Source organism: Flavobacterium niveum, from assembly GCF_055231775.1.
On the sequence record NZ_JBUYSX010000001.1, the window covers coordinates 750406 to 774060 of the forward strand.

Annotated in this window: 20 protein-coding genes, 1 tRNA gene and 1 pseudogene; 17 read left to right on the forward strand and 5 right to left on the reverse strand. The window is 42.5% G+C overall.

Going from position 1 to position 23655, the window contains the following annotated elements:
• Positions 1 to 4: 4 nt before the first annotated feature.
• The 9 genes and pseudogenes from ACZIX4_RS03095 to ACZIX4_RS03135 all read left to right on the forward strand — a co-directional run.
• The gene (locus ACZIX4_RS03095) at positions 5 to 634 is read left to right on the forward strand and encodes a TerB family tellurite resistance protein (protein ID WP_463334146.1); all 630 of its coding nucleotides are present in this window, start codon (positions 5 to 7) and stop codon (positions 632 to 634) included.
• Positions 635 to 644: 10 nt separating this feature from the next.
• Positions 645 to 1838, forward strand: a complete 1194-nt coding sequence (gene traJ, locus ACZIX4_RS03100) for a conjugative transposon protein TraJ (RefSeq protein WP_463334147.1) — start codon at positions 645 to 647, stop codon at positions 1836 to 1838.
• A 23-nt stretch (positions 1839 to 1861) separates the two neighbouring features.
• Positions 1862 to 2470 carry a conjugative transposon protein TraK gene (traK, locus tag ACZIX4_RS03105; protein ID WP_463334148.1) on the forward strand — a complete coding sequence of 203 codons (609 nt, stop codon included), beginning with the start codon at positions 1862 to 1864 and terminating at the stop codon, positions 2468 to 2470.
• A 7-nt stretch (positions 2471 to 2477) separates the two neighbouring features.
• The gene (locus ACZIX4_RS03110; protein ID WP_463334149.1) at positions 2478 to 2936 is read left to right on the forward strand and encodes a hypothetical protein; all 459 of its coding nucleotides are present in this window, start codon (positions 2478 to 2480) and stop codon (positions 2934 to 2936) included.
• Between the two features lie 11 nt (positions 2937 to 2947).
• Complete coding sequence (gene traM / locus ACZIX4_RS03115) at positions 2948 to 4225, forward strand: conjugative transposon protein TraM (protein ID WP_463334150.1); 1278 nt, start codon at positions 2948 to 2950, stop codon at positions 4223 to 4225.
• 10 nt (positions 4226 to 4235) lie between these two features.
• Positions 4236 to 5051: a conjugative transposon protein TraN gene (traN, locus tag ACZIX4_RS03120; RefSeq protein WP_463334151.1), complete on the forward strand. Its 816-nt coding sequence runs from the start codon at positions 4236 to 4238 to the stop codon at positions 5049 to 5051.
• A gap of 20 nt (positions 5052 to 5071) precedes the next feature.
• Positions 5072 to 6208 (forward strand): hypothetical protein, encoded by a 1137-nt coding sequence (locus ACZIX4_RS03125; protein WP_463334152.1) that lies wholly within the window; start codon positions 5072 to 5074, stop codon positions 6206 to 6208.
• A 340-nt stretch (positions 6209 to 6548) separates the two neighbouring features.
• Positions 6549 to 6737 carry a hypothetical protein gene (locus ACZIX4_RS03130; RefSeq protein ID WP_463334153.1) on the forward strand — a complete coding sequence of 63 codons (189 nt, stop codon included), beginning with the start codon at positions 6549 to 6551 and terminating at the stop codon, positions 6735 to 6737.
• A gap of 19 nt (positions 6738 to 6756) precedes the next feature.
• Positions 6757 to 7506 (forward strand): annotated as a pseudogene (locus tag ACZIX4_RS03135) (recombinase family protein); the annotation flags it as partial.
• Between the two features lie 728 nt (positions 7507 to 8234).
• Here the strand turns inward: ACZIX4_RS03135 and ACZIX4_RS03140 are convergent.
• Positions 8235 to 8309: transfer RNA gene (locus tag ACZIX4_RS03140), tRNA-Pro, on the reverse strand.
• A 186-nt stretch (positions 8310 to 8495) separates the two neighbouring features.
• On the opposite strand from ACZIX4_RS03140, the gene trxB reads away from it, so the two are divergent.
• The gene (trxB, locus tag ACZIX4_RS03145; protein WP_463334154.1) at positions 8496 to 9446 is read left to right on the forward strand and encodes a thioredoxin-disulfide reductase; all 951 of its coding nucleotides are present in this window, start codon (positions 8496 to 8498) and stop codon (positions 9444 to 9446) included.
• A 108-nt stretch (positions 9447 to 9554) separates the two neighbouring features.
• Here the strand turns inward: trxB and ACZIX4_RS03150 are convergent, their stop codons facing one another.
• Positions 9555 to 13256 (reverse strand): CARDB domain-containing protein, encoded by a 3702-nt coding sequence (locus tag ACZIX4_RS03150; protein WP_463334155.1) that lies wholly within the window; start codon positions 13254 to 13256, stop codon positions 9555 to 9557.
• Between the two features lie 121 nt (positions 13257 to 13377).
• Between ACZIX4_RS03150 and ACZIX4_RS03155 the strand changes: the two genes are divergently transcribed.
• The 4 genes from ACZIX4_RS03155 to ACZIX4_RS03170 are packed head-to-tail and all read left to right on the forward strand — an operon-like array spanning position 13378 to position 17978.
• On the forward strand, positions 13378 to 14349 hold the full coding sequence (locus tag ACZIX4_RS03155; RefSeq protein WP_463334156.1) for a GNAT family N-acetyltransferase: 972 nt from the start codon (positions 13378 to 13380) through the stop codon (positions 14347 to 14349).
• A gap of 8 nt (positions 14350 to 14357) precedes the next feature.
• The gene (locus ACZIX4_RS03160) at positions 14358 to 15629 is read left to right on the forward strand and encodes an O-antigen translocase (RefSeq protein ID WP_463334157.1); all 1272 of its coding nucleotides are present in this window, start codon (positions 14358 to 14360) and stop codon (positions 15627 to 15629) included.
• Positions 15629 to 17041, forward strand: coding sequence for an MBOAT family O-acyltransferase (locus ACZIX4_RS03165; RefSeq protein WP_463334158.1), 1413 nt, complete (start codon positions 15629 to 15631; stop codon positions 17039 to 17041). The genes ACZIX4_RS03160 and ACZIX4_RS03165 overlap by 1 nt, the downstream gene beginning before the upstream one ends.
• Position 17042: 1 nt before the next feature.
• The gene (locus ACZIX4_RS03170; RefSeq protein ID WP_463334159.1) at positions 17043 to 17978 is read left to right on the forward strand and encodes an SGNH/GDSL hydrolase family protein; all 936 of its coding nucleotides are present in this window, start codon (positions 17043 to 17045) and stop codon (positions 17976 to 17978) included.
• Here ACZIX4_RS03170 and ACZIX4_RS03175 read toward each other — a convergent pair.
• On the reverse strand, positions 17947 to 19098 hold the full coding sequence (locus tag ACZIX4_RS03175) for a glycosyltransferase family protein (RefSeq protein ID WP_463334160.1): 1152 nt from the start codon (positions 19096 to 19098) through the stop codon (positions 17947 to 17949). The genes ACZIX4_RS03170 and ACZIX4_RS03175 overlap by 32 nt on opposite strands.
• 57 nt (positions 19099 to 19155) lie before the next feature.
• On the opposite strand from ACZIX4_RS03175, the gene ACZIX4_RS03180 reads away from it, so the two are divergent.
• The 3 genes from ACZIX4_RS03180 to ACZIX4_RS03190 are packed head-to-tail and all read left to right on the forward strand — an operon-like array spanning position 19156 to position 21465.
• The gene (locus ACZIX4_RS03180; RefSeq protein WP_463334161.1) at positions 19156 to 19968 is read left to right on the forward strand and encodes a glycosyltransferase family 2 protein; all 813 of its coding nucleotides are present in this window, start codon (positions 19156 to 19158) and stop codon (positions 19966 to 19968) included.
• A complete protein-coding gene (locus ACZIX4_RS03185; protein ID WP_463334162.1) occupies positions 19961 to 20371 on the forward strand; it encodes a sugar 3,4-ketoisomerase in 411 nt (136 codons plus the stop codon). Before ACZIX4_RS03180 ends, ACZIX4_RS03185 begins: the two co-directional genes overlap by 8 nt.
• Positions 20368 to 21465: a glycosyltransferase family 4 protein gene (locus ACZIX4_RS03190; protein ID WP_463334163.1), complete on the forward strand. Its 1098-nt coding sequence runs from the start codon at positions 20368 to 20370 to the stop codon at positions 21463 to 21465. Before ACZIX4_RS03185 ends, ACZIX4_RS03190 begins: the two co-directional genes overlap by 4 nt.
• On the opposite strand, the gene ACZIX4_RS03195 is transcribed toward ACZIX4_RS03190, so the two are convergent.
• A complete protein-coding gene (locus tag ACZIX4_RS03195) occupies positions 21454 to 22329 on the reverse strand; it encodes a glycosyltransferase family 2 protein (protein ID WP_463334164.1) in 876 nt (291 codons plus the stop codon). The genes ACZIX4_RS03190 and ACZIX4_RS03195 overlap by 12 nt on opposite strands.
• Positions 22326 to 23648 (reverse strand): hypothetical protein, encoded by a 1323-nt coding sequence (locus tag ACZIX4_RS03200; protein ID WP_463334165.1) that lies wholly within the window; start codon positions 23646 to 23648, stop codon positions 22326 to 22328. Before ACZIX4_RS03200 ends, ACZIX4_RS03195 begins: the two co-directional genes overlap by 4 nt.
• Positions 23649 to 23655 lie beyond the last annotated feature (7 nt).

Here is a 23655-nt window from a genome sequence, read left to right on the forward strand (position 1 = left end):
GATTATGAAAAAGTTAGTGATACTACTATTTGTGCTGCTTTTGCCTTTCAGTAAGGTAAGCGCACAAGCGCAGGAACTGCAACAACTGGCGCTCAATATCGAAAAGCTTGCGCAGTTCCGGCAGATATTGAAGGATATGAAGAAGGGTTATGAAATCCTGACCAAGGGTTACAATACCGTAAAAGACCTCACTCAGGGAAACTTCAGCCTGCATGAAGCCTTTCTGGATGCACTGCTTGAAGTAAGTCCGACAGTCCGTAATTACAAGCGTGTAGTGGAAATCGTGGAAATGCAAGTCAAGCTCATTGACGAACAGGGCAATGCCTTTGGCTGGTACCAGAGCAGCGGCAACTTTAACAGCGATGAACTTTCCTATATCGGAAGGGTTTATGACAACCTGGTGGAAAAAAGCCTGCGGAACCTCGATGAGCTTTTGGTTGTCATTACTGCTGGTCAGGCTCGTATGAGTGACAACGAACGCTTAGAAGCCATCGACCGCATCTATGAAGATATGCAGGATAAACTTTTGTTCCTCAAGGACTTTAATAACAATACAACAGTGCTTTCCGTGCAGCGTGCCAAAGAGCGTAACGATGTGCAAAAGATGGAAGGTCTCCACGATGCAACCCCATAATTATTGGCTTATGAAACGATTCAAAAAGGTTGCTTTTGCAGCAACCCTGGGATTGCTATTCCCAATTGTAGCATCAGCCCAAGGTATGGCCGATGAAATGCAGAGCCTGCACGGGGTGCTTGAGGAACTGTATGATGAGATGATGCCGCTGTGCAGCAACCTTATGGGGGTTGGGCAAGGCATAGCGGGCTTCGCTGCACTGTGGTACATTGCCTCAAGGGTTTGGAAACACCTCGCAGCAGCAGAGCCAATTGATTTTTATCCGTTGTTCCGCCCGTTTGTACTGGGCTTCTGCATAACCATATTCCCATCGGTACTGGCGATGATTAACGGTGTAATGAAACCTACCGTTACCGCTACAGCTGCGATGGTAGAAAACTCCAACCAGGCCATTGAAGTGCTCCTGCAAAGAAAGGAAGAAGCCATTATGACCACAGATGCATGGCAGATGTATGTAGGCGAAGATGGCAGCGGTGACCGCGACCGGTGGTATAAATATACCCATGATGATGCCGACCCTGATGGGGAAGGTTTTTTTGAGGGCATTGGCAATGATATAAAGTTTGCGATGTCCAAAGCCTCCTACAACTTCCGTAATTCAGTCAAGGAATGGATGAGCGAAGTGCTAAGAATATTGTTTGAAGCCGCTGCGCTTTGTATCAATACCCTCCGAACCTTCCAGCTTATTGTCCTTTCAATACTGGGCCCCTTGGTATTTGGTATTGCGGTGTTCGACGGTTTTCAGCACACCCTTACCGTATGGCTGGCACGCTACCTGAACATTTTTTTGTGGTTACCCGTAGCCAATATATTCGGAGGGATTATTGGCAAGATACAAGAGAAGATGCTCGAAATTGACATTGACCAGATTGGTAACTACGGAGATACTTTCTTTAGCCGGACGGATATGGCCTATATGGTATTTATGATAATTGGTATTATCGGATACTTTACCGTACCCTCTGTAGCTAACTACATTGTCCATGCAGCAGGCGGAGGTGCCTTAACCCAAAAAACTACCAGTATTTTCAGCACTTCAACTACGACGGTTATGAATACCGCTACCAATGCCGTTGGTATGGCTGCAGATGCTTTTGGCGACAGTAAGAGCCAACACGCCCAAAGCATGGCCTCACATGGTACTACATCGGGACATTTTAAGGATAAGGACAGCTACATGAATAAGAAGTTAAACGGTTCCTAAAAACGAAAGCTATGTTCACAAAAATGAAAAATATTGATAGCGCATTCCGCTATGTGCGGCTTTTTAGCCTGGTAGTGATTGTTTGCTGCCTCGCTGTTACCGCCTTCGGCCTGTATAAGAGTTTCAGTTTGGTATCGCAGATGCAGGGCAAAATTTACATCCTGGCCAATGGCAAGGCAATAGAAGCATTTGCTGCCGACCGTAAAGATAACATACCGGTTGAAGCCCGCGACCATGTTAAGGCATTTCATAAGTTCTTCTTCACCCTTGATCCGGACGAGAATGTAATCAGGACAAATATCAACAAGGCCTTAAATCTTGCCGATGGTACTGCCAAAAGAGTATATGATGACCTTAAGGAAAAAGGATATTACTCAGGTATTATCTCAGGTAATATCAGCCAGGGTATTGAGGTGGATAGCGTACAGGTAGATATAAAAGCATATCCATACCATTTCAGGTGCTATGCAACCCAACAGATTACAAGGGCTACTACTACGGTTACACGTAGCCTGATTACAGAAGGAGCACTCAGGAACGTGTCCCGTAGCGACAACAACCCGCATGGCTTTCTGATAGAACACTGGGCGACCATTGAGAACCGTGATATTGCTACCGAGAACCGAAAATAAGTGAGGTATGGGATTTTGGAAAAAGAAGAAAGAGGAAGTTACCCCTGGGCCGGTAGCCCGTTGGCTGAGTGGCAGAATAGGGAAACTAAAGGAATGGTGGGTAAAGTTAATGGTAAACCTGACAGCCAAACTATCGCTAAGCCAGCAAAAGGTGGGATTTGTGATGCTTGGTTTCTTATGCTGCTCGTATTGCACTTTCTTAATTGTACAGGGGTTCACTACTGTGAAAAACAGCAAAAAAACAATCCCGCTCAATTCAATTTCAAGACCTGAATCGCCAAAAGCTTTTACAACTAAGGATGAATATGATAAACAGGAAATCAGGCATATAAAACACCTGTTTTACGTTATGGACAGCCTCAAAAATGACCCTCATGGTAGAGGGCAGTACGACAGCATCGCCACCTACCGGCCGGGTTTACTCGACACATTGAAAAAGTTAGAAGAATATTACAAAACCGAATAAAGTCAAAAATTATGGAACAGAAAGCATTAACCCCGAAAGATTTAAAGCAGCGTAAATTGTTTTTGATGTTGCCTGTTATGGCACTGCCATTCCTTACCCTGTTTTTCTGGGCTATGGGGGGCGGCAGTACTGAAGCCATCGCCGCCACATCGCCTATAGAAAAAGGATTTAACGCCAACCTGCCCAACCCAAATTTTAAGGATGACAAAGCACTGGATAAGTTAAGTTATTATGACAGGGCAATGGAAGATTCGTTAAAAGGTAAAGCTAAGAACGAGCGTAGCGCCGCCTACTTAGGCTCAAACAAAGCCTTTCAGGAAGAAGAAAATGGCTTGCAGGAGCCAACGCAGACAAACACTCCAACGAAAGGTCTAAACGGTACTGCCTACCGTAGCCCAAATGAGGCAAAAGTATACAAGCGCCTTGAAGCCCTGCAAAAGGCAATGAACAATCCGGCGGGGCAACAGCGTGCAAAGGGCAAACCTTCGGTTCCGGCAGATGAAGGTAACACAAATCCGGAAATTAAGCGCCTTGAATCCGTGATGGCCTCCATGAACCAGCCCGCTGAAGCGGATCCGGAATTGCAGCAACTTGGTTCCATGCTTGAGAGGATTGTAGACATACAGCACCCCGAGCGTGTACAGCAACGCCTTCAGGAACAGTCCGAGCAAATGCGCGGCCAAGTGTTTCCGGTAACGGCCTCCGGTAACCCGGAAAATGTGTCGGTACTCGAAAACGGGATTAAGAATTTTGGGAGTGTGAGCAATTACCAAGGGCATGGGTTTTATTCTTTGGATGATGAAATTACGGATAACCACAACGGTAATGCTATTACTGCTGTAATCCATGAGACGCAGACCCTTGTAAACGGGGCCGTTATCAAGCTTAGGCTGACTTCAGATATAATGGTAAATGGGGTTACTATTCCGAAAGACCATTTCGTATTTGGTACGGTATCATTAAAAGGGGAACGCCTTAGTGTAAAAATAGAAAGTTTGCAGTACGATACTTCAATCTTTCAGGTGGATCTCACGGTTTATGATATGGATGGTATGGAGGGTATCTATATCCCGGGAGCCATTGCTCGTGATGTGGCCAAGAGTTCAGCAGACCGTTCCGTGCAGTCGCTGGGGGTCACAACGATTGATGATTCGTGGTCATCTCAGGCGGTGGGTGCAGGAATTGAAGCATCTAAAACACTCTTCAGCAAGAAAGTGAAACTGGTGAAGGTTGTCGTTAAGGCAGGATACCAGGTGCTGTTATATGATGAAAAAGCTAATAAGAAATAAAACCAATATTATGAAAAAGTTTATTGCAATCGTTTTGGTAATGCTGTCTGCATTTACCATTCAGGCACAAGATAGTGCCGCTTCAGATTATGTACAAATAAGCCCTGAGCCGCTTACTATCGCTGTGGGCAAAACGACCAACCTTATTTATCCTTTTGCCGTCAAAAGTGTGGACCGCGGCAGCAGGGACGTACTGGTACAAAAGGCTAAGGGACTTGATAATATCCTTCAGGTAAAAGCAGGGAGGGAATGTTTTGAAGCCACGAACCTTACGGTAATAACCACGGATGGAAAATTGTATTCGTACAACGTTGGTTACGATGAAACTACAAAACAGCTTAACCTTGATTATACAAACGGCAAAGTAAGCGCTACAGAAGAATACAATGAAGCGCTGTCGAAGGACCTGAGCGCAATCGCTGCATCATTGACCCGAAATGTTTACGGCATAAAAGATAAGAATGCTGGCGTAAAATTAATAATTGAGGGGAGCTATGTGCATGAAAATCTATTTTTTTTCAAAATCAGGATTGTCAATAAAACCAACATAAACTATGATATCAGCCAGCTCCGGTTGTTTATCAAAGACGAGAAAAAGGCGAAACGTACCGCATCGCAGGAAAATGAAGTAAAGCAGTTGTATGTGCACAATCCGGTTACTGTCATTGAAGGAAAAGAGGAGCAAATCATTGTGATTGCTGTACCCAAGTTTACAATTCCAGATAAAAAAGAACTCATTGTACAGGTAATGGAAAAGGATGGCGGACGTGGCCTTGAAGCTCATCTTAAAAATAGAACGATAATAAAAGCGGAGCCAATACCTTGAATAGTCTTTAAAAGTTGAACATGAAAATTAGGGAAAGCGATTATAAAAGCATTTTGGATTATCTGGTCAAGCAGCGATGGAGTGGGAATGAATTTGTGGCTTTTTTAGATGATTCAGCCGCTGTAAGTAAATATGAGCTCGAATGTTTTGATACGGCTTACAATGCAAGAGAGTACTGCCACGAAATGTCTACCGATGTGGATTTTTATAAGCTGATGAGTATACGCACAGCCTATCGTGTGATGGATGAGGCGTTGAAGAGCAATAACCTAATCATTCGAGAGGCAGGGTTAATTGATATTGGTGCAATGGTAGAAGCTAAATACCAAAGGATGGAAAATGAAAATATTAGTAATCAAAATAATAAAGTTATGATAATAGAGAAAAATTTAGAATTCCTGCGTGACCAGATAAAACATGCAGGATTTGGTGAGAACCTTGAATATGTTTTGAGGGAGAAAATGGAGCAGAATCGGCAAAAGTTTGTAATTGACTTTTCAAAGGACTATGGTAAAAATAAAGTAGAGGCTTCTTTGAATTTTAAAAAAGGCGACGAAGGCGAACTTTACTTCTTTAATACTTATGACCTCAAGCTATTAAAGGGGAATGGTGATCCAGCGGTTCAACAAAGTTTTTTTAACAATAACAATCGCAATACCATTACGCTTAAGGAAGCGTATAATCTGCTCGACGGCCGCTCTGTAAACAAAGAAATGATTTCTAAGGATAAGGAAGAATACACCGTTTGGCTAAAACTTGATTTTAAAAATACCGATGAAAGAGGGAATTTTAAAATAAGGCAATTCGGCGAAAAATACGGTTATGATCTTGTAAGTGTGCTTGAGAAACATCCGATTAAAGAGCTTAAAAATGAATATAGAGATGGCTTGATTGACTCTTTAAAAAGAGGAAATATGCCGTTAGCAACTTTTATAAAAGGAGATCAGGAAGTAAAGCAATATATAGAGGCTAATCCCCAATATAAAAGTATTAATCTTTATGACGCTAATATGCAGAAACTTGAAAGCCGACAGGCTCAGGTCGAAAAGCAAGGTGAATCACACGCGCAATCTACTAAAAAAGACGTGAACAAGGGACAAGCTGAAGAAGGTGATGATGCCCAAAAAACGAAAAGTAAAAGGAGTCAACATATATAAAAAATGTATCTGACAGATTGCCATATTTATTTCTTTGAGACAATAAAGAAAGATGGGAGAATAGGCTGCTCGCATATTTCTCTTTTTGTTACGCTTTTTAATATAAGTGAACTGTCGGAAGGTTTATACAGGGCTGAATTTTATTCAAATGAAGTGATGAAATTGGCTAAAATACTTTCACCATCCACTTATCATAAATGTTTGAAAGAACTTCATGATTATGGCTACATAAGATATTTTCCAACTCGAAAGAAAAACAAGAGAAGTTCAGCATATTTAGTGTCATAAAAACAGAAAAGCCCATAAGGGCTTTTTCTTTTTTTTAATCTTTAGGTTTATTATGAGAAAGTTAACTGGCAAAAATAAAGTTGATCTACCAATGCAAAACAAGGTAGATATTAAATTAGGTAAGGGACAACTTTTAAAAAGCGATGATTTTAAGTCGTTGAAAAATAGTAATTTTATAAAATTATTAGCGAAGATAATTGTGTCGGTAACATTAAATGAGATTTATGAAAAGGGCTATTAGATATTTACGTTACAGTCAAATGGGGCAGAGTAATGGTTCAATTGAAAGACAGGAATTATATACTGATAACTGGCTTAAATTTAACGGGGTAGAGCTTGTCGATACGTTTATTGACAGAGGAAAAAGTGCTAGAACTTTTGACAGACCGGATTTTCTTAAACTACAGGAATTTATAACAAAACATTATCGCTCGGTGGACTACCTCCTAGTTGACCAAATGGATCGTTTCAGTAGGGATGCAGGCGAAGCCATGAGTATGGTAAAGTCGTTACAAAAAGAATATAGCATTCAGGTAGTAAGCGTTACTGAGGGTATCACATTTGATTACAATACCCCTGGTAGCTTCTTTAGAGCTGGCCTTCAGTTGTTGTTGGCTGAGGAGGATAATATTAACCGGTCAATTAAGGTTAACGGAGGCATTTATACGGCTAAAGCTAAGGAAGGACGGTATATATCTAGAAATATACCTTTCGGGTATAAAAAAGAGGGAGAAAATAAAGATAAAAAGTTAGTTGTTGTTGAAGAAGAAGCCAAAATAGTAAACTTTATCTATGAGTCTTTTCTTCAAAATGTACCTTTATATATTATAAAAAAAGAAGCCAGAGCTTTAGGGTATAGTAGGAGTGGGAGCTCTACGTTAGAAGCAATGCTAGCTAACCCGCTTTATGCTGGTTTGCAAAAAGTGAAAGCTTTTAAAGATTTACCGGGTGGGTTATTTCCGGCAATACATGAGCCAATTATCGATCTAAGTGTTTGGAAAATGGTACAAGCTAAACTGGAAAGTCCCTCACGCCCAAAAGTAGTTGTAGATGATGAATTGCCTCTAAGAGGAGTGCTAAGATGTCACTGTGGTCAGTTGTTAACTGGTGCCCCTTCCCGTGGTAAATCAGGTAAATATTTTTATTATTACAAATGTAGACACTCTGGGCATAATAATTTAAGTGCCATAAAGGCGCATGAGCAACTGGAATGTATACTTTCACTTTTGAGTATTCCTCAAGAGATGATAAAATTTATACGAAAGGAGTGCCGTGAAATGCTAGAAAAGGAGCTCGCTGCAAGAACCTCGCTAGCCAATGAAAACAAAAGTCAGTTAAAAAATGTAGAAGTAAAGCTTTTAAGCCTAGAAGAAAAGTGGCTTTGCAATGAAATTAATGAAGATACTTACAGGAGATGGTATGCTATGTATAATGAATCAATTTTAAATCTACGGGCTTCAATTATAAGGCTAGAGAAAAACGATACTTATTTTGATAAACTACTTAAGAAAAACTTATTCCTGTTATCAAATCTTAATAGTGTTTATAAGGCAGCGACAACATTACAAAAACGTCAACTGATTTTTACAGTGTTCGATAGCAATTTATATTATGAGAATGGAATGTATCGAACACCTACAATACTTGATTTTTTGGTATTAAACAAGCTTGAAATCAATAGTTTAGATTTCTTTTGTTTTGAAAAAAAACGGGATTATCCGAAGATAATCCCGTCAAGTCGGGGTGGCAGGATTCGAACCTGCGACCTCCTGGTCCCAAACCAGGCGCGATGACCGGGCTACGCTACACCCCGATGCGTTTCTTTAAGCATTGTTGCTGTCGGAAAGCGGATGCAAATATAGCAACTTATTTTAATTATCAAACGGTATAAGGAAATTTTATTTTGTCATAGCCAAAATGGATGCTGCCCGTTAGATTTTATTGTATTTATAACCTACATTTGCAATGCTTTTTTTTAACCTTGACCAATAAATTAATTATGTCAGATTCAATAGAAAAAATAAAATGCCTTATTGTAGGCTCGGGTCCTGCGGGGTATACCGCTGCTATTTATGCTGCCCGTGCTGATATGAATCCTGTAATGTATACCGGTATGGAACCGGGTGGACAGCTAACCACTACTACCGAGGTAGATAACTTTCCGGGCTATCCTGAAGGTATAGACGGGCCTACCATGATGGTGCAGCTACAGCAACAGGCTGAGCGTTTCGGCACACAGGTGCGTATAGGGATGGTTACTGCCGTGGAATTTAGCAAAGAAGAAGGTGGCTGGCATAAGGTTACCGTAGATAACAATAAGGAAATACTTGCCCATACCATAATCATTTCTACCGGAGCTACCGCCAAGTACCTTGGTTTACCAAGTGAGCAGCGCCTGCGCGGTGGCGGGGTTTCGGCTTGTGCCGTGTGCGACGGTTTCTTTTACCGCGGGCAGGACGTGGCTATAGTAGGTGCCGGTGATACCGCTGCCGAAGAGGCTACTTACCTGGCTAACATCTGTAAAAGTGTTACTATGCTGGTACGTAAAGATGCCATGAGGGCCAGTAAGGCCATGCAGCACCGTGTAAACAATACGCCAAACATTACCGTGCTGTACAACAGCGAGGTAGATGAGGTGCTGGGTGACCAGGTGGTAGATGGTCTTCGCATTGTGAATAACGCTACTAACGAGAAGCATGATATAGCCATTACCGGACTATTTATAGCTATTGGGCACAAACCGAATACCGATATTTTTAAAGGCCAGCTTGATATGGACGAAACAGGTTACCTTATTACCGAAGCGCGTTCTACAAAAACCAATGTGCCGGGTGTATTTGCTGCCGGAGACGTTCAGGATAATGTATACCGCCAGGCCATTACGGCTGCGGGTACAGGCTGTATGGGAGCGCTTGATGCCGAGCGTTACCTTGCCGATTTAGGACATTAATAGTCACAAAATACTATAAAAAAAGCAGCACTCTCAAGGTGCTGCTTTTTTGTTTTGTAAGGCCACTTTAATTTGAGAATATTCTTGAAATTAGTGGCTACTCTTATTTTATCTCGTTACGTAAATCCAGTCTACGATAGGTTCCGGGTAGTCGGGGTCATGCAGCTCCAGTACAAAATAGTACGTGCCGTTTGGCACCGTGGTGGTTTCTGTGCCTACTTTCTCTTCGGTAGCTATGCCATCCCAGTCGGCCTGGCTGTGGTCGCCCGTCCATACCAGGTTGCCCCAGCGGTTGTATATCTTCATGGTAAAATTCAGGAAGATATTACGCAGCCCTTCTACAAAAAAGCCGTCGTTATAGCCGTCGCCGTTTGGGGTAATGTAGTTATGGGTAATCGGTTTACATTTCTTGGTTTTTAACAGGAACGAAGCCACTTCAAAACAGGTACCGTTATCCAGCCTTACGTAAATGCGTTGCGGGTTTTCGGTAGTAAGGAATGAAGATGTATTATAAATACGGTCAAGATCCTGGTCTGCCGTAGGCTGCGAAGTGTAGAATGTTACGGTTTCATTCGGGTAATTCTTCAAGGTATCTTCGTACGATGAAAAATCGAAGGTTGCTACGCCAAAGCCCTGGTCGCATACTTCTATATCTTCGGGCTGTGCCAATACAGGCGATAGTACCAACTCGGCAGCAGTAGTGTAGCTATTGTTGTTCTCGTCAAGTTCTATTACAATGCCTGTACCATCACCGGTATCATCGGCTACAAAAGTGAGGTCGAAGGTAAGCGGTATACCTACAGGTATAGTAATGGTGATGTATTCACTTTCACTTTCGCCTATGGCGATGTCTTCAATCGTTTCGGTGTAATCAAGGTAAATCCCATTGGCATAGATGCTTACCGGTGTACCTGCGGGCAAAACATCAGTACCATTCAGGTTGGCTACAGTGTAGTGTATGTGCAGTATGCGCGAGTTACATTGCTTGTAAATGTCGTCTATGGTTACGGTGGCATCCGGGAAGTAACAGTCGATTATTTTCAGTGTAAATACCTTGGTGTCATAACAGCCATGTTCGTCTTCAAGGCGAACATATACCTTAGTGTTTGGCGCTACTATATACGCTTCAGGGTTTGTTATACTGTTAGTTTCGCCATCTGCATCTGCCTGGGTAGGGTAGAAGGTAACCGTATCGGTAGATACATTTTTAAGTGAGTTTATATACGCCGAGAAGTTAAAGCTGCCCACACCCGAACCGTTAAAGGTTTCGCACGCTTCTATATCGGCAGGTTGCTGTAATACAGGCGATACCCATAACGATACGTTGTAAATACCACTGCCGTTGTTGTTTTCATGTATTTCCTGTACGCTGCCGATACCTGTGCCATTATCGTCTACCACAAGTGCGACTTCTACATCAAGGCCAAGGCTGGCCGGTATGCTTATGGTAATGCTTTGCTGTAATGTGCCATTTATGGCAATATCTGCAGATGTTTGTGCAGTTGTGTTAAGGCCGCCGTTTACGTAAACGGCTATAGTGGTACCTGCAGGAAGTATATCAAAACTATCGGGGTTGCCCACAGTGTAGTTTATGGTGATGTCCCTGCTATCACATTGCTGTATAACGTTGTTTATGGCAATAACGCCATCAGGGAACAGGCAGTCTATGGCTATGAGGTTAAAGGTGCCAATGGTATAACAGCCGTTTGCATCCTTAAGGCGGACGTATATGGTTTGCGGGTTGTTTCCGTTTGAAGTATAATTACCGGGATTGGTAATGTTATTTACGCCACCTTCGGCATCCTCAAGGGTTGTGTAGAAAGTCACTACATCTGTGGGGTTATCTTTCAGAGAAGTTTCATACGCCGAAAAATCAAAGATACCTATGTTAGTACCGTTACCGGTTTCACACACGGTGAGGTTTGGTATTAACTGTGGCAGTACAGGCGGTAGCCATAAGGTAACAGGCAGGGTAAAGCTGTTGTTGGTTTCGTTCAACTCCTGTACGGTATTGCCGTAATCTACCCTGAAAACCAGGTTAAAACTCAGCGGTACGCCATTAGGTATCGTCAGGGTAACTGTGCCAGACTCACTGCCGTTTATACCAATGACGCCGTTAGTTGTTACTGTAGTAAGTAGTGTATTGTTTGCGAATATGGCCACAGGCGTACCTGCCGGTATCACGTCAAGCCCGTTAGGGTTGCTTACGGTGTAGGTAACGGTTATGGTACGGCTGTTACAGGTTTGTGCAAGGTTATCTGCTGTAATTACCGCATCGGGGAATAAGCAGTCGTCTATAAGCAATTGGAACGAACCGTAGCCCACACAACCGCTGGCATCTTCTACACGTACATAAATGGTTTGCGGCCCAGACTGGTATGCATCACTTAGCGTTATAGGGTTTTGGGGGACCTGTGCATCGGCAAGGGAGTTGTAAAATGTAACCACATCGGTAGGGTCATCGCCAATAGATGCAGCATAGGCAATAAGGTCGAAGAACCCGGTGTTAGAGCCCGGTGCCGTTTCGCAAGAGGTAAGGTTGCCCGGCGAAACATTGCCTTGGGAAATCAGGGTTTCGTTTACGGTAGTGCTGTTGTTGCTTTCGTCGGTTTCGGTAACACTGGAATTGTAGTCTACTACAAACAGCAGTTGCAGGTCGTCTGGGTAGCCTGCCGGTATGGGCAGGGTAATAACACCACTTTCGCTGCCGCCTATGGGCAGTTCGGTAAGTGTAGAAAAGGTGGTAAGCAAGTCACCGTTTACGTACACGCCAACTTGTGTACCTGCAGGAAGCACGTCGGTACTGTTTACGTTGTGCACGGTGTAGTGTACGGTAAGGTTGCGTGAATTACAGGTTTTGTCAATATTCTCAACGGTAATAGTAGCATCTGGCAGCTGGCTGTTCAGCTTGGTCATTACTGCATTTACCATTACAAAATCTCCCGAAGAACCATTACCCGATGTAAGCTGTATCTCGGCAGTCTGGTCGCCTATTTGTATAAAATTCTGGATTTCATATACATCCAAATCCATGTTATACAACTGGTTCGAGCCGGTTATAGAATTGGTGCCGTTAAATGCATTATTGGCAGGGTTAAGCGGAGGATTTGATAGTATGTTACCGTTAATACGAAGCGTTTCGTTTATGGCAAGGTTAGAATCGCCCTCCCATGCAAGGAAACCTATTTTAGCGCCTTCATTGTCAATTACGTTAAGGCTCGGCAGGCTTATATTTATTTCCTGTGGTACATACTCAAGCCCGTCATACAGGTTAAGTTGGTTAAGCGGTAGGGTAGCGTTTTCGTATACAATGATTATGGCCCAACCACCAAAGTTGGTTTTAATCCCACAGTACAAGTTTTGGCTTACAACAGCTGTAAGGTCCAGGTCAGATACGGTGTAGGTACCATTTCCTGTAGTCTGTACTAATGAAGTTACATCGGCCCATGCGCTGAAATAGTCCCTTGTTGCACCATCAGTATTTACAGCCTGTACAGGGAAGGTACGCCCGGCGGTGATGTCTGTGCCGTTTAGTTTTATGTCATAATCCCCCGTGCCCGAACCGGCCCAGTATAAATAGGCTTTCAGTACGGTATCCCCTGAATTAAGGTTCAGGTCTGCTGACGAGGTGGTAAGTATGGTACAGGGGTTTACGCCAAGCAGGTTGTTTTCAGATGGGTTCAGCGTATTCCCTACAAAGGTAAAATCGTAGCGGCCATTAAACTGCTCGTAGAGGGTAACGGGTATCTGCGCCCGCATGCAGGTAATGGAAAACAGGATAAAAAGAAGGCATTGTATTGGTTTTTTCACAGCGGCAATAATTTTCCTAAAAGTATGAAAAATATGCTAAGGTGCTAACATTTAACAAAAAACTACCGTACGGGCATAATGTAATATTTTAATACCTTTGGCAAAACCATATTTTTTATAAATGTATACGGTAGTACGCTACAACCAAAGTTATGCACGGCAATGGGACGTGTTTATAGAAAAATCTAAAAACGGCACATTTTTGTTCTACCGTAGCTTTATGGACTACCATGCCAACAGGTTTACTGATTTTTCGTTACTGGCTTTTGAAGGTGAAACACTTGTGGCAGTTTTTCCGGCGCATGTAAATGATACTACGGTTTATTCGCACCTTGGGCTTACCCACGGAGGGCTGGTGCTTGGTGATAAAATATACCTCACCGAAACCGTTAGCCTTGTTAAGCAACTCTTGTCTTATTACCAGGAGCAAGGCATTGAAAAATTATATATAAAGGCTATTCCGCTGATATACCAGAAGCTGCCTTCGCAGGAGCTGGAATATTGCTTGTTTTTAACGGGTGCCGAGTTGGTTCGGCGCGATATACTTAGTGTAATTGAAAACAGGTACGCACCGCGTGTCGTAAAATCACGCAGGGATGCTATACGGAAAAGTGCCAAAAACGGCCTGGTAATAGCCGAAGACCATAACCTGGAGCTTTTTTGGAAAGAAATACTCATACCCAATCTACAGCAACGCCATGGCGTGGCACCTGTACATACAATTGAAGAAATATTACTGCTTAAGGGCAGGTTTCCCGAAAACATAAGGCATTTTAATGTGTATCATGAGGGTAGGCTGGTGGCAGGTACTACAGTATTTATAACCGACATAGTAGCCAAGCCGCAGTATATATCGGGCAATGACGAGCGTAATGCACTGGGATGCCTGGATTTTTTATACAATTATCTTATAACTGACGTTTTTAAAGACAAAAAGTTCTTCGATTTTGGTACTTCTAATGAGCAACAGGGCAGGAAACTAAACGGAGGACTTGTTTTTTGGAAAGAAAGTTACGGTGCGCGTACGGTAATACAGGATTTTTATGAAGTGGCTACAGCAAGCCATATATTGCTGGACAATGTTATAAAATAATTTTACGTTTGAAGGTAATCAAAAAAATATCGGGTAACCCGCTGGTACGCTTGTCATCGCTAAATTCGGTTAGTGTGCTTACGCGCATAGCCGGTGGTTTTTTGGCAAGTAAAATGTTGGCTACGCTGGGTCCTGCAGGTATGTCGCTTACGGGCGGCCTACGCAATGTGCTGGGCTTTACCGATGTTTTTTCTACACTGGGCATGCAAACGGGTATTGTAAAATACACTGCCGAATATGAGGAAGACCGGCAAGAACTTTCGTATGTGCTGTCTACAGTTTTTGTTACGGTACTTTTTGCCATAGGCTTTTTTGCCTTGGTGCTTTTTATACCGGCTGTGTACTGGAGTGAGTGGGCTTTTAACGGCACTGCGGCATACGCCTGGGTGTTCCGGGTGCTGGCGGCAGCATTGCCGTTATATACCGGCAGTATAGTGCTTACATCTATTTTAAACGGCCTTGGCAAATACAACAGGGTTATCTACATTAATATTTTTGGCAATACGCTTGGGGTAACCATGTCGGCGATACTCATATGGCTTTTTAAAGTAGAAGGTGCATTTTTGGGGCTCATCTTCAGCCCGGTCATCGTATTTTTTCTGTCGGTTTATCCGCTGTACAGGAAGTTGGGCGGCTTTGGTATGGTCAGGTTTTCCCACTTCAGGTACGGTATGCTTAAAAAACTTTCGGCCTACAGCTTTATGGGGATATTTACCTCCATACTGGGTATAACTGTATACATCAACCTGCGAAACCATATTTCGGCTACGGCGGGTATGGAGCAATCGGGGTATTGGGAAGGTATTAACCGCATATCGTCTTTTTATCTCATGTTTGCCGTTACTTTGCAAAGTATTTACCTGTTGCCTATGCTGTCTAAAGCCAAAACCGATGGCGAAGTGAAAAAGCTTTGGCACAGTTTTTATAAAATAGTTGTACCGGTTTTTGCAGTTGGGCTGCTGCTTATGTACCTGTTGCGGAACCTTGTAATACGTATTACCCTTTCCGAGGCTTTTTTGCCCATGGAAAGCCTGTTTGTATGGCAGTTGCTGGGCGACCTTTTTAAAGTGTCATCACAGATTTTGGCTCAGGAACTTTTGGCCCGCAGGCTTATAAAGCAGTACTTTATTACCGAGATAATGTCCTTTAGTATTTTTTATCTTTCAGGTATCTATCTCGTAAATCATTTTGCTGCCGAAGGTGCTGTTATGGCACATTGCCTTATGTATTTTATCTATTTGGTGTACATGGTAGTGTATTTCCGTAAAAAACTATTCTGATGCTGTTTAACTCGGTAGATTTTGCTTTTTTCATGGCACTGGTATTTATCGGTTATTGGTTCGTTTTTAAAAAGCGGGAACAGCAAAACATTTTTTTGCTTGCAGCCAGTTATTGCTTTTATGCCTGCTGGGACTGGCGTTTCCTGTTCTTATTGCTGTTCTCTACGGCACTTGATTATGTTAGCGGTCACCTGATATTTAAAGCCGGGACTAACCGTAAAAAACTTTGGCTTACCATAAGCATAGTGTGTAATTTAGGATTTCTATTCTTCTTTAAATACTATAACTTCTTTACGACTTCATTTGCTGAGGCTTTTACTTTTTTCGGGTACAGGATTTCTCCTGCAACGTTGTCTATAGTGCTGCCTGTGGGTATTTCGTTTTATACCTTCCACGGTCTTTCTTATGTAATAGATATTTACAAAGGCCGCATAGAGCCGGAGCGTAATTTTGGCGATTATGCTTTGTTTGTATCCTATTTTCCATTGCTGGTGGCAGGGCCTATAGAGCGTGCTACGCATTTGCTGCCACAGCTGCTAAAGCCCCGTACTTTCAGCTATGAACTGGCTACCGACGGGTTAAGGCAGTTTTTATGGGGATTGTTTAAAAAAGTAGTGGTAGCAAATAACTGTGCCCACTATGCCGATAAAGTTTTTGTTGATGGGCATCAGTATAATGGCAGCAGCCTGGCACTGGGTGTATTCTTTTTTTCTATACAGATTTATGCCGATTTTTCTGGGTATACCGATATGGCTTCGGGTGTCTCAAAGTTACTGGGCATACGTTTGCTGCGTAATTTTAACTATCCACATTTTGCAGTAGACATAGCTGATTTTTGGCGTAGGTGGCACATTTCATTGTCGTCGTGGTTTAGAGATTATGTATATATTCCTCTTGGAGGGTCGCGGGTAAGCAAGCTGCTACAGGTGCGAAATGTTTTTATTATTTTCTTACTGACAGGTTTTTGGCACGGTGCTAATATTACATTTATTATTTATGGTTTTATACATGCATGTCTCTTTTTGCCTCTGATGCTGTCGGGTAAAAGTAGGGTTTCGTTAGGCAATGTTCCACAATTAAAAGATCTGCATAAAATAGCCTTTACATTTGCGCAGGTGTGTCTAGCAAGGATATTTTTCAGGGCGGTGAGCTTCACACAGGCGATAACAATTATAAAGGGGATTTTTTCTGGATCGTTGTTTTCAATGCCCGAATTTTTGCCAAAGAAACTGTTGGTTATTATAGCTGCTTTTATAGTTGTCGACTGGCTGGGGCGCAGGGATGAATATCCTTTGGCCTCATTGCATAAGGTTATGCCGGCATATGCACGGGTAGGGGTATACTATATGCTTATAGTAGTTATTTTAACGTTTATGGAATACGAGACGCAGTTTATTTATTTCCAGTTTTAGCATGAACAAGTTTTTAAGGAAATCAGCTGTTTTTTTATTGCCACTCATACTGTTATTGGGGGCAATAGAAGCGATGTACCGTTTTGTGCCAAATAACTATTCTGAGAAATATAAAGGATTAGAGAAGCATAAACATGCCAATGTATATATACTGGGCAACTCCCATGCTTTTTATGGACTGCACCCTGAATACATGAAAAATAATGTATATAATGCCAGTAATATCAGTCAGCCTTTGATTATTGATAAGCTTGTGTTTGATAAATATATTGTTAACAATAAAAATGCAAAGGCAATTGTTGTTTTAGTGGAATATTCCTCATTAGGCGCGTTGCCGGATGATGACCCCGAATTACAATGGAGGCGTTATTCCTATAAACATTTTTATAAGCTTGATGTACCCGGTGTCAGCCCGTTTAATCCCCAGACATATAGTTTTGCCCTCGCTGTACGCTTTAACCTTACACTGGAAAACATGAAAATGTATTGCGCCAAAGGCACCTTAGCTGAATGTGCAGATAATGGCGCGGCTATGCATTATGGTATAAGCGCCGAGTATAACACAGCACACATGGGCGAAGTAATTGTAGAAAAGCACACCACAAAAGATATAGTACTAAAAGAAAATATAGTATTACTGGAACAACTCATAACGTCGGCAAAACAAAAAGGTATCAAAGTATTGCTGGTTACCATGCCGGTATCAGACCATTACAGGGCATATGCCGATGCTGCCCGGTTGAAAAAGATTCAGGAAATTTGCCATGGAATGGAGCGTTTTAATAATGTAAAATACCTGTACCTGTTTGATGATAAACGCTTCTCTGACACAGATTTTTATGATGTAGACCACATGAATGAAACGGGTGCTAAAAAGTGTTCAGTGATTGTAGACAGCACACTTACTACGTTTCTGGCTTCTCCGCCCACACACTAAGATATTTCTCCGCTACTTTCACATAATTATGCTCCCGTTCTATAAATTCCTTTGCCCTTTTACCTATGGCAGTGATTTCGGCGGGGTTTTCTATAAGGTGGCTAAGGCTTGTAACCAAAGCATCAACATCAGGTAGTGCGTTAACGTTTACGAGCTCGGTTAAGTTATAATGGGCGTAAAATTCAGTCTCGGCTCCTGTAAAAGCCACCTTACCCTTGGCCATGGCTTCCAACGCATTGTAGCCCTGGTCGTAGGCATATACCTGGTCCAGCAAAATATGCGCGCGATTGTATAGGTTTATATATTCGCTATAAGGCACGTTTTCGGTGATTATTATTTCCACTTTATCAGCGTATTTTTCACGGATTTGTTCCAATGCCTGTTCAAAAAAAGTAATTCCTTTCTTTATGTAACTCAGCCGGTTTATCCCTAAAAAAATGATAACCTTGTCGTTTATATTTAATGGAAGAGGACTAATTTTATCAGTATTTATAGGGTTTGGGATGAAGCGAGTAGTATAACCCATGGCCTGCATGGGTATCTCATAATCAAGGTCGGATGTAATTATACTTTGCGATTTTGATACAATCCAGTTGAATAGTCCCTTATGGCCTTTTTCAAGGTATTTAAGTGTATAGCTGAACCTTTTTTTCAGGCTGTTGTCATTCAGGTAGGGGGTAAGTATAGAGTATTTTAGCTTACCCGATAGGGCATATTCTACAACCGGGGTTTCGTCGCCGCATACCAGCAGGCTCATATTGCAATTATTTTGTTTTAACAGCTTTTTCAGTAATAGTTTTGCAAGCCACGGTGTGGTTTCCAGAGCATCGCTGTTTATAAGCTGTATATGGTCAAACCCTTTCAGTTTTGGCAACAGCCTGTAAAAGCGCCAGCCACGTTCGAGCCGACTGAGGTCAGTGCCGAAAAGCTTTATGAAACCATTATTAACTTTACGCAATACAGGTTTGCTAAACCACACTGCCCTGAACGAATAATTAGTGCCATACCCCTTAAAGCCATCGCCGCTACTGGCTATCACAGCTTCGTGGCCCAGTTTGGCCAAGCCTTCTGCCAGGGTGTTGTGCAACCCGCTGTATTCGCCTGTTAAAAGTATTTTCATCCGGCAGTGCCTGTATTTTTTTATATTTGCTGTAAAGATAGAAATAATTTGGCCCACGTGTTTACACTACAGGATGTCGAAATTTTGGTGGCTACCATGCACAGGGATAGCCTCGGTTTTTTGGGGAAGATGTTTCCTGAAGGCAACTTCACAGGCTACAATATCCTGGTTGTGAACCAAACGGAGCCAGACAGACAACTGGTATCTGATTGTCCAAATGTACGGGTTGTTAATTCTGTCGAAAAGGGATTATCAAACAGCCGTAACATGGCACTACAGTATGCTACGGGGAAACTTTGTGTTATAGCCGATGACGATGTGGTTTTTGAGCAGGGTTTTGCCAAAAAAATTGCGGATGCCTATAATGAACGCCCCGATGCTGCGTTGATGGTATTCAGGGCGGCTGACGCAAACGGACAGCTTTATAAAAATTACCCGCAGGCAAAACACCACCGCATGACGCAGTTACAGCGCCTTTCGGTTATGTCAATAGAAATGGTGGTTAACCTGCCTTTGGTACAACAGGCCGGAGTAGTATTCGACAAGCGTTTCGGGTTGGGCAGTGCGTTTACTATGGGTGAAGAGGCTATATTTGTAAATGCATTGCACAAAATGGGGCTGAATATATTAGCCGAACCGCAACTTATTGTACACCACCCGGCAGAAGATACGCACAAGAGGGTAAGTGTTGCCGAAAAGTATTATGTACAGGGGGCACTTTTTACCGAGTTGTTCGGGATAAGATGGCTGGTTTGGATATTTATAAAAATAGCTTTTGAGATAAAGAATAAAAAATTAAGCCTGCGCCAGATAACTGCTGCACTAAAAGCAGCTTACAACGGCAGGAAGGCTTTGCTACGATATGAGTAAAACTACACTGAACGATATACAATATATAGATTTCCCGGTAATACACGATTACCGCGGCAACCTCGCTTTTATACAGGAGGGTATTGTGCCTTACAGCTTTAAGCGGGTGTATTACCTGTTTGACGTACCCAGCGGGGCCGAGCGTGGCGGGCATGCACACATTGGCCAAAAACAAATCCTTATTGCACTGAGTGGCAGTTTTGACGTGGTGCTGGATGATGGTGCCGAACGTAAAACGTTTACACTTAATAAACCTTCGGTAGGATTGTATGCGGTAGAAGGGCTGTGGCGCGAGCTGCAAAACTTTTCATCGGGTGCGGTGTGCCTTGTTATTGCCGAAGATGTGTATGATGAAGGCGATTATATAAGGGATTACGACGAATTTATCGCTACAAAACGATGAAACTGCTGTACATAATACCAAGACTCGGCGGGGCAGGCGGGCTGCAAAGAATTTTGCTGCTCAAGGCCGGTTACCTTGCCGAAAAGAAGGGCTATGATGTTACTATACTGGTTACTAATCCTGATAACCAACCGATACTGTTCCCGGTATCGGGAAGTATTACTATAAAACATACCACACCGCAATCAGGCAATCCGCTGTCGTATTTTTTTGCGTATCGCAAAGCAATAGCAAAAAATGTAAGCGAGGTGCAGCCCGATACGGTTGTAGTATGCGATAACGGGCTTAAAAGTTTTTTCATTAAAAGTACAATCCCTGCGGGGATGTCGGTAGTCTATGAAATGCATGCTTCTAAAGCGCTTATTGAGGATGAGGTTGAGAAAAGTGTGATAACGAGGTTATTTCAAAAACCAATTTTGGCCCTGTTTAAGAAACGCTTAGGAAGGTACACGAAGTTTGTAGCGCCTACCGAAAACGGTGTGGCAGAATGGGGGGTAACAAATGGCATGGTATTGCCGAATCCTTTATGGTTTGACACTAACCAGAATAACAACCTTTCACATAAACGGATTGTGGTTATGGGAAGGCATGCGCCACAGAAGGGGTATGACCGGATGTTTACTTTATGGAAGCGTGTAGCCCAAATTCACCCTGATTGGATACTTGAAATTTTCGGTACAGATAACCCTGGGCATAACCTTAAGGAAATGGCAACTTCTTTAGAACTTAAAAATATTGTTTTTAAAGAGCCTGTAAAGGATATCCAGCAGGAATACCTGAATGCGGGATTAAGCATTATGACATCGTACAGCGAACCCTTTGGTATGGTGCTTATAGAGGCTATGGCATGTGGTGTGCCGTGTGTGGCATATGATTGCCCCTCTGGTCCGCGGACCATAATCAGGGATGGTGAAAATGGCTTTTTAATTCCTGATGGTGATGAGGATGCCTTTGTAAGTAGACTTGGGCAACTGATGCAAAACCATGAATTAAGAACAGAATTCGGAACTGCTGCAAGAAAAACTGCCTCCCGATACGATATAGAAACGATAATGGCGCTATGGCATGCGCTATTTAAATCGTTAATCCAGTAAACATAAATGCCCCAACCTGTACAGGTCGAATACTAAGAGATTAGGATTTTTGGCAAAAATCATTCTTTTCATCATCGGTGCAAACACCCTGAAACCAAATGCTGTAATCCCTTTTAGCTTCCACTTTTTCAATCGTATATAATGCCCTAACATAACATTGGTTTCTGCGATTTCGGGGTAATCCTGTAAAAGCGTTTTACGATTTTCCACAGCTTCCATGCTTTTCCTGAAAAACAACTCGTTACTTTCAAGCCCCAGATGATATATAGGATTGTCTATGTGTAAAACCTTCACGTGGTTTTTATACAGGCTGTAACCAAAGTACAGGTCCATACCGTAAAAGTTGTCGTCTCCCGGATAATTGTTTTCGTAGAAAAGCTTTTTCGAAATCAAAAAATTACCCGAAAATACTACACTGTAGGGATTTTGGTTCCGTACAGCTGCCGGAATTTCTTCCCGCTTGCGGCCAAATTTTACACGTAGCTCTTTGCCTTGTACATCAATATCTTTCTTGTATGCATACCCCCCAAAAACGGCCATGTCTTTATCTGCATAAGGCAGGTAAGCAGCAATGAAATCATTATTTACGGGTACAACATCGGCATCAAGAAACAGGAGGTTGTTGTACAGAGCGGCTTCGCCCAGCTTTTCGCGGGTTAGTGTACGGCCCAGGTTGGTTTCGTTTCTCAGGTAACGCAGCTTAGGGAATGAAACCAAAAAAGAATCCTGAAGTACGCCTGTCGTTGAAGCATCATCACATACAATAATTTCAAAGGTTGCATTAGCCTCTTGTAACTGTGTATATACCTGACGTATCAGTTCCGAAACATCGTAATTATATGCGGGTATCAGTACAGAAATCATGGCTGGGCCTGGTTTAAAAGTTTATTGCCTGTGAATCTGCCGATAGTAATGAGCAGCGATATAAATATAAGCGACTCAAACGGGAATGAGTAACGCGAGTTAGTTCCAAAAGTTATAATGGCCTGCAGTACTGAAGCTGCAAATACTAAGGCGTAAATAAGCAGTTGTGTATCAGCTTTTCGGGTTTTCAAATATTGAAAAATGTAGTACGGTGCAAGCAGCACAAACACAGCTTTAAGCGCAATTACCAGCCATTTGGTACAGTACCATAATGCAAGTAATGGTTTTCTTCCCCATGAACAGTAAAAATCGCTATAGTTCCAAAACATATCAGTACCCCAGAAGTGTATCCACGAGGTGAAAACCTGTTTGGCGTAAGCGGCTTTGTTTTGGCTGATGGCGGCTTTGGCGTATTGACCTAAAAGGTTGTTTAACGCGGCAGGTTTTAATCCTGTATGTTGTTGCAGTTCGTCGTATGCATACCAGATGCTCATGGCTACATCCTTGTTTTCTTTTATGGCAATGTCACGGTGCTTTGCGTAAATCAGCCCGATTTCTTTATACTCATCAGGCACATTTTCTGCGAAGTACACACAGTTTTGGGCGAGGTTCAGGCCGTAATAAGTTGTAGATACAAAGTAGCCGGTGTTAACTTTATTCACATAACTCCACCCGAAAAATACCGCCAGTGATACCAGTGCAGGTAATACTATTGGATTTATAACCCTCCTGAAAGAGAAATTCCTAAGTACATACATACCATAAAATACAAACGGTATAAAGGCATAAAACGGTTTTATAAACGTAAGATAAGCCGTAAAGAATGTGATAAGCGCTATCTCCCAAACATTTGCACTACCGTTTAAGAACAGTTTTAAAAAGTGGTAAAACGCTAGGGTAAGCATCAGCAGTGTAAGGCTTTCGGTAAGGATGCAAAATTCGTTAAATACCAGGTGCAGCAGGCAGTTCAGCACTATGGCTGTATAGGTGGCTGTGACTTCTGTAAAGCCGATAAGCTGTAATATCTTGTAGGTATAAATGGCCGTGAATAAGCCTAAGAGCAGTTGAAACACAACAACAAGCGGTTGGCTATTGCTCATTAGGGTAATGAGTAATGGGTAGCCTGGGGTGCGCTCTCCGGTATAACCGTTAAGGCTGCCGTGCGAAAGGGTGTCGGCCAAGGCTATGTAATCTCCCGAATCGGGGAACAGGGTAACGTCGCGGTATATAAAGGCAATGATTAACCGTACCAAAAGGCATACGGCTACTATGGCGTATACCGGATGTTTGGTTATTGTTTTATGGAGCCTTTGCAGCATTAGCAGG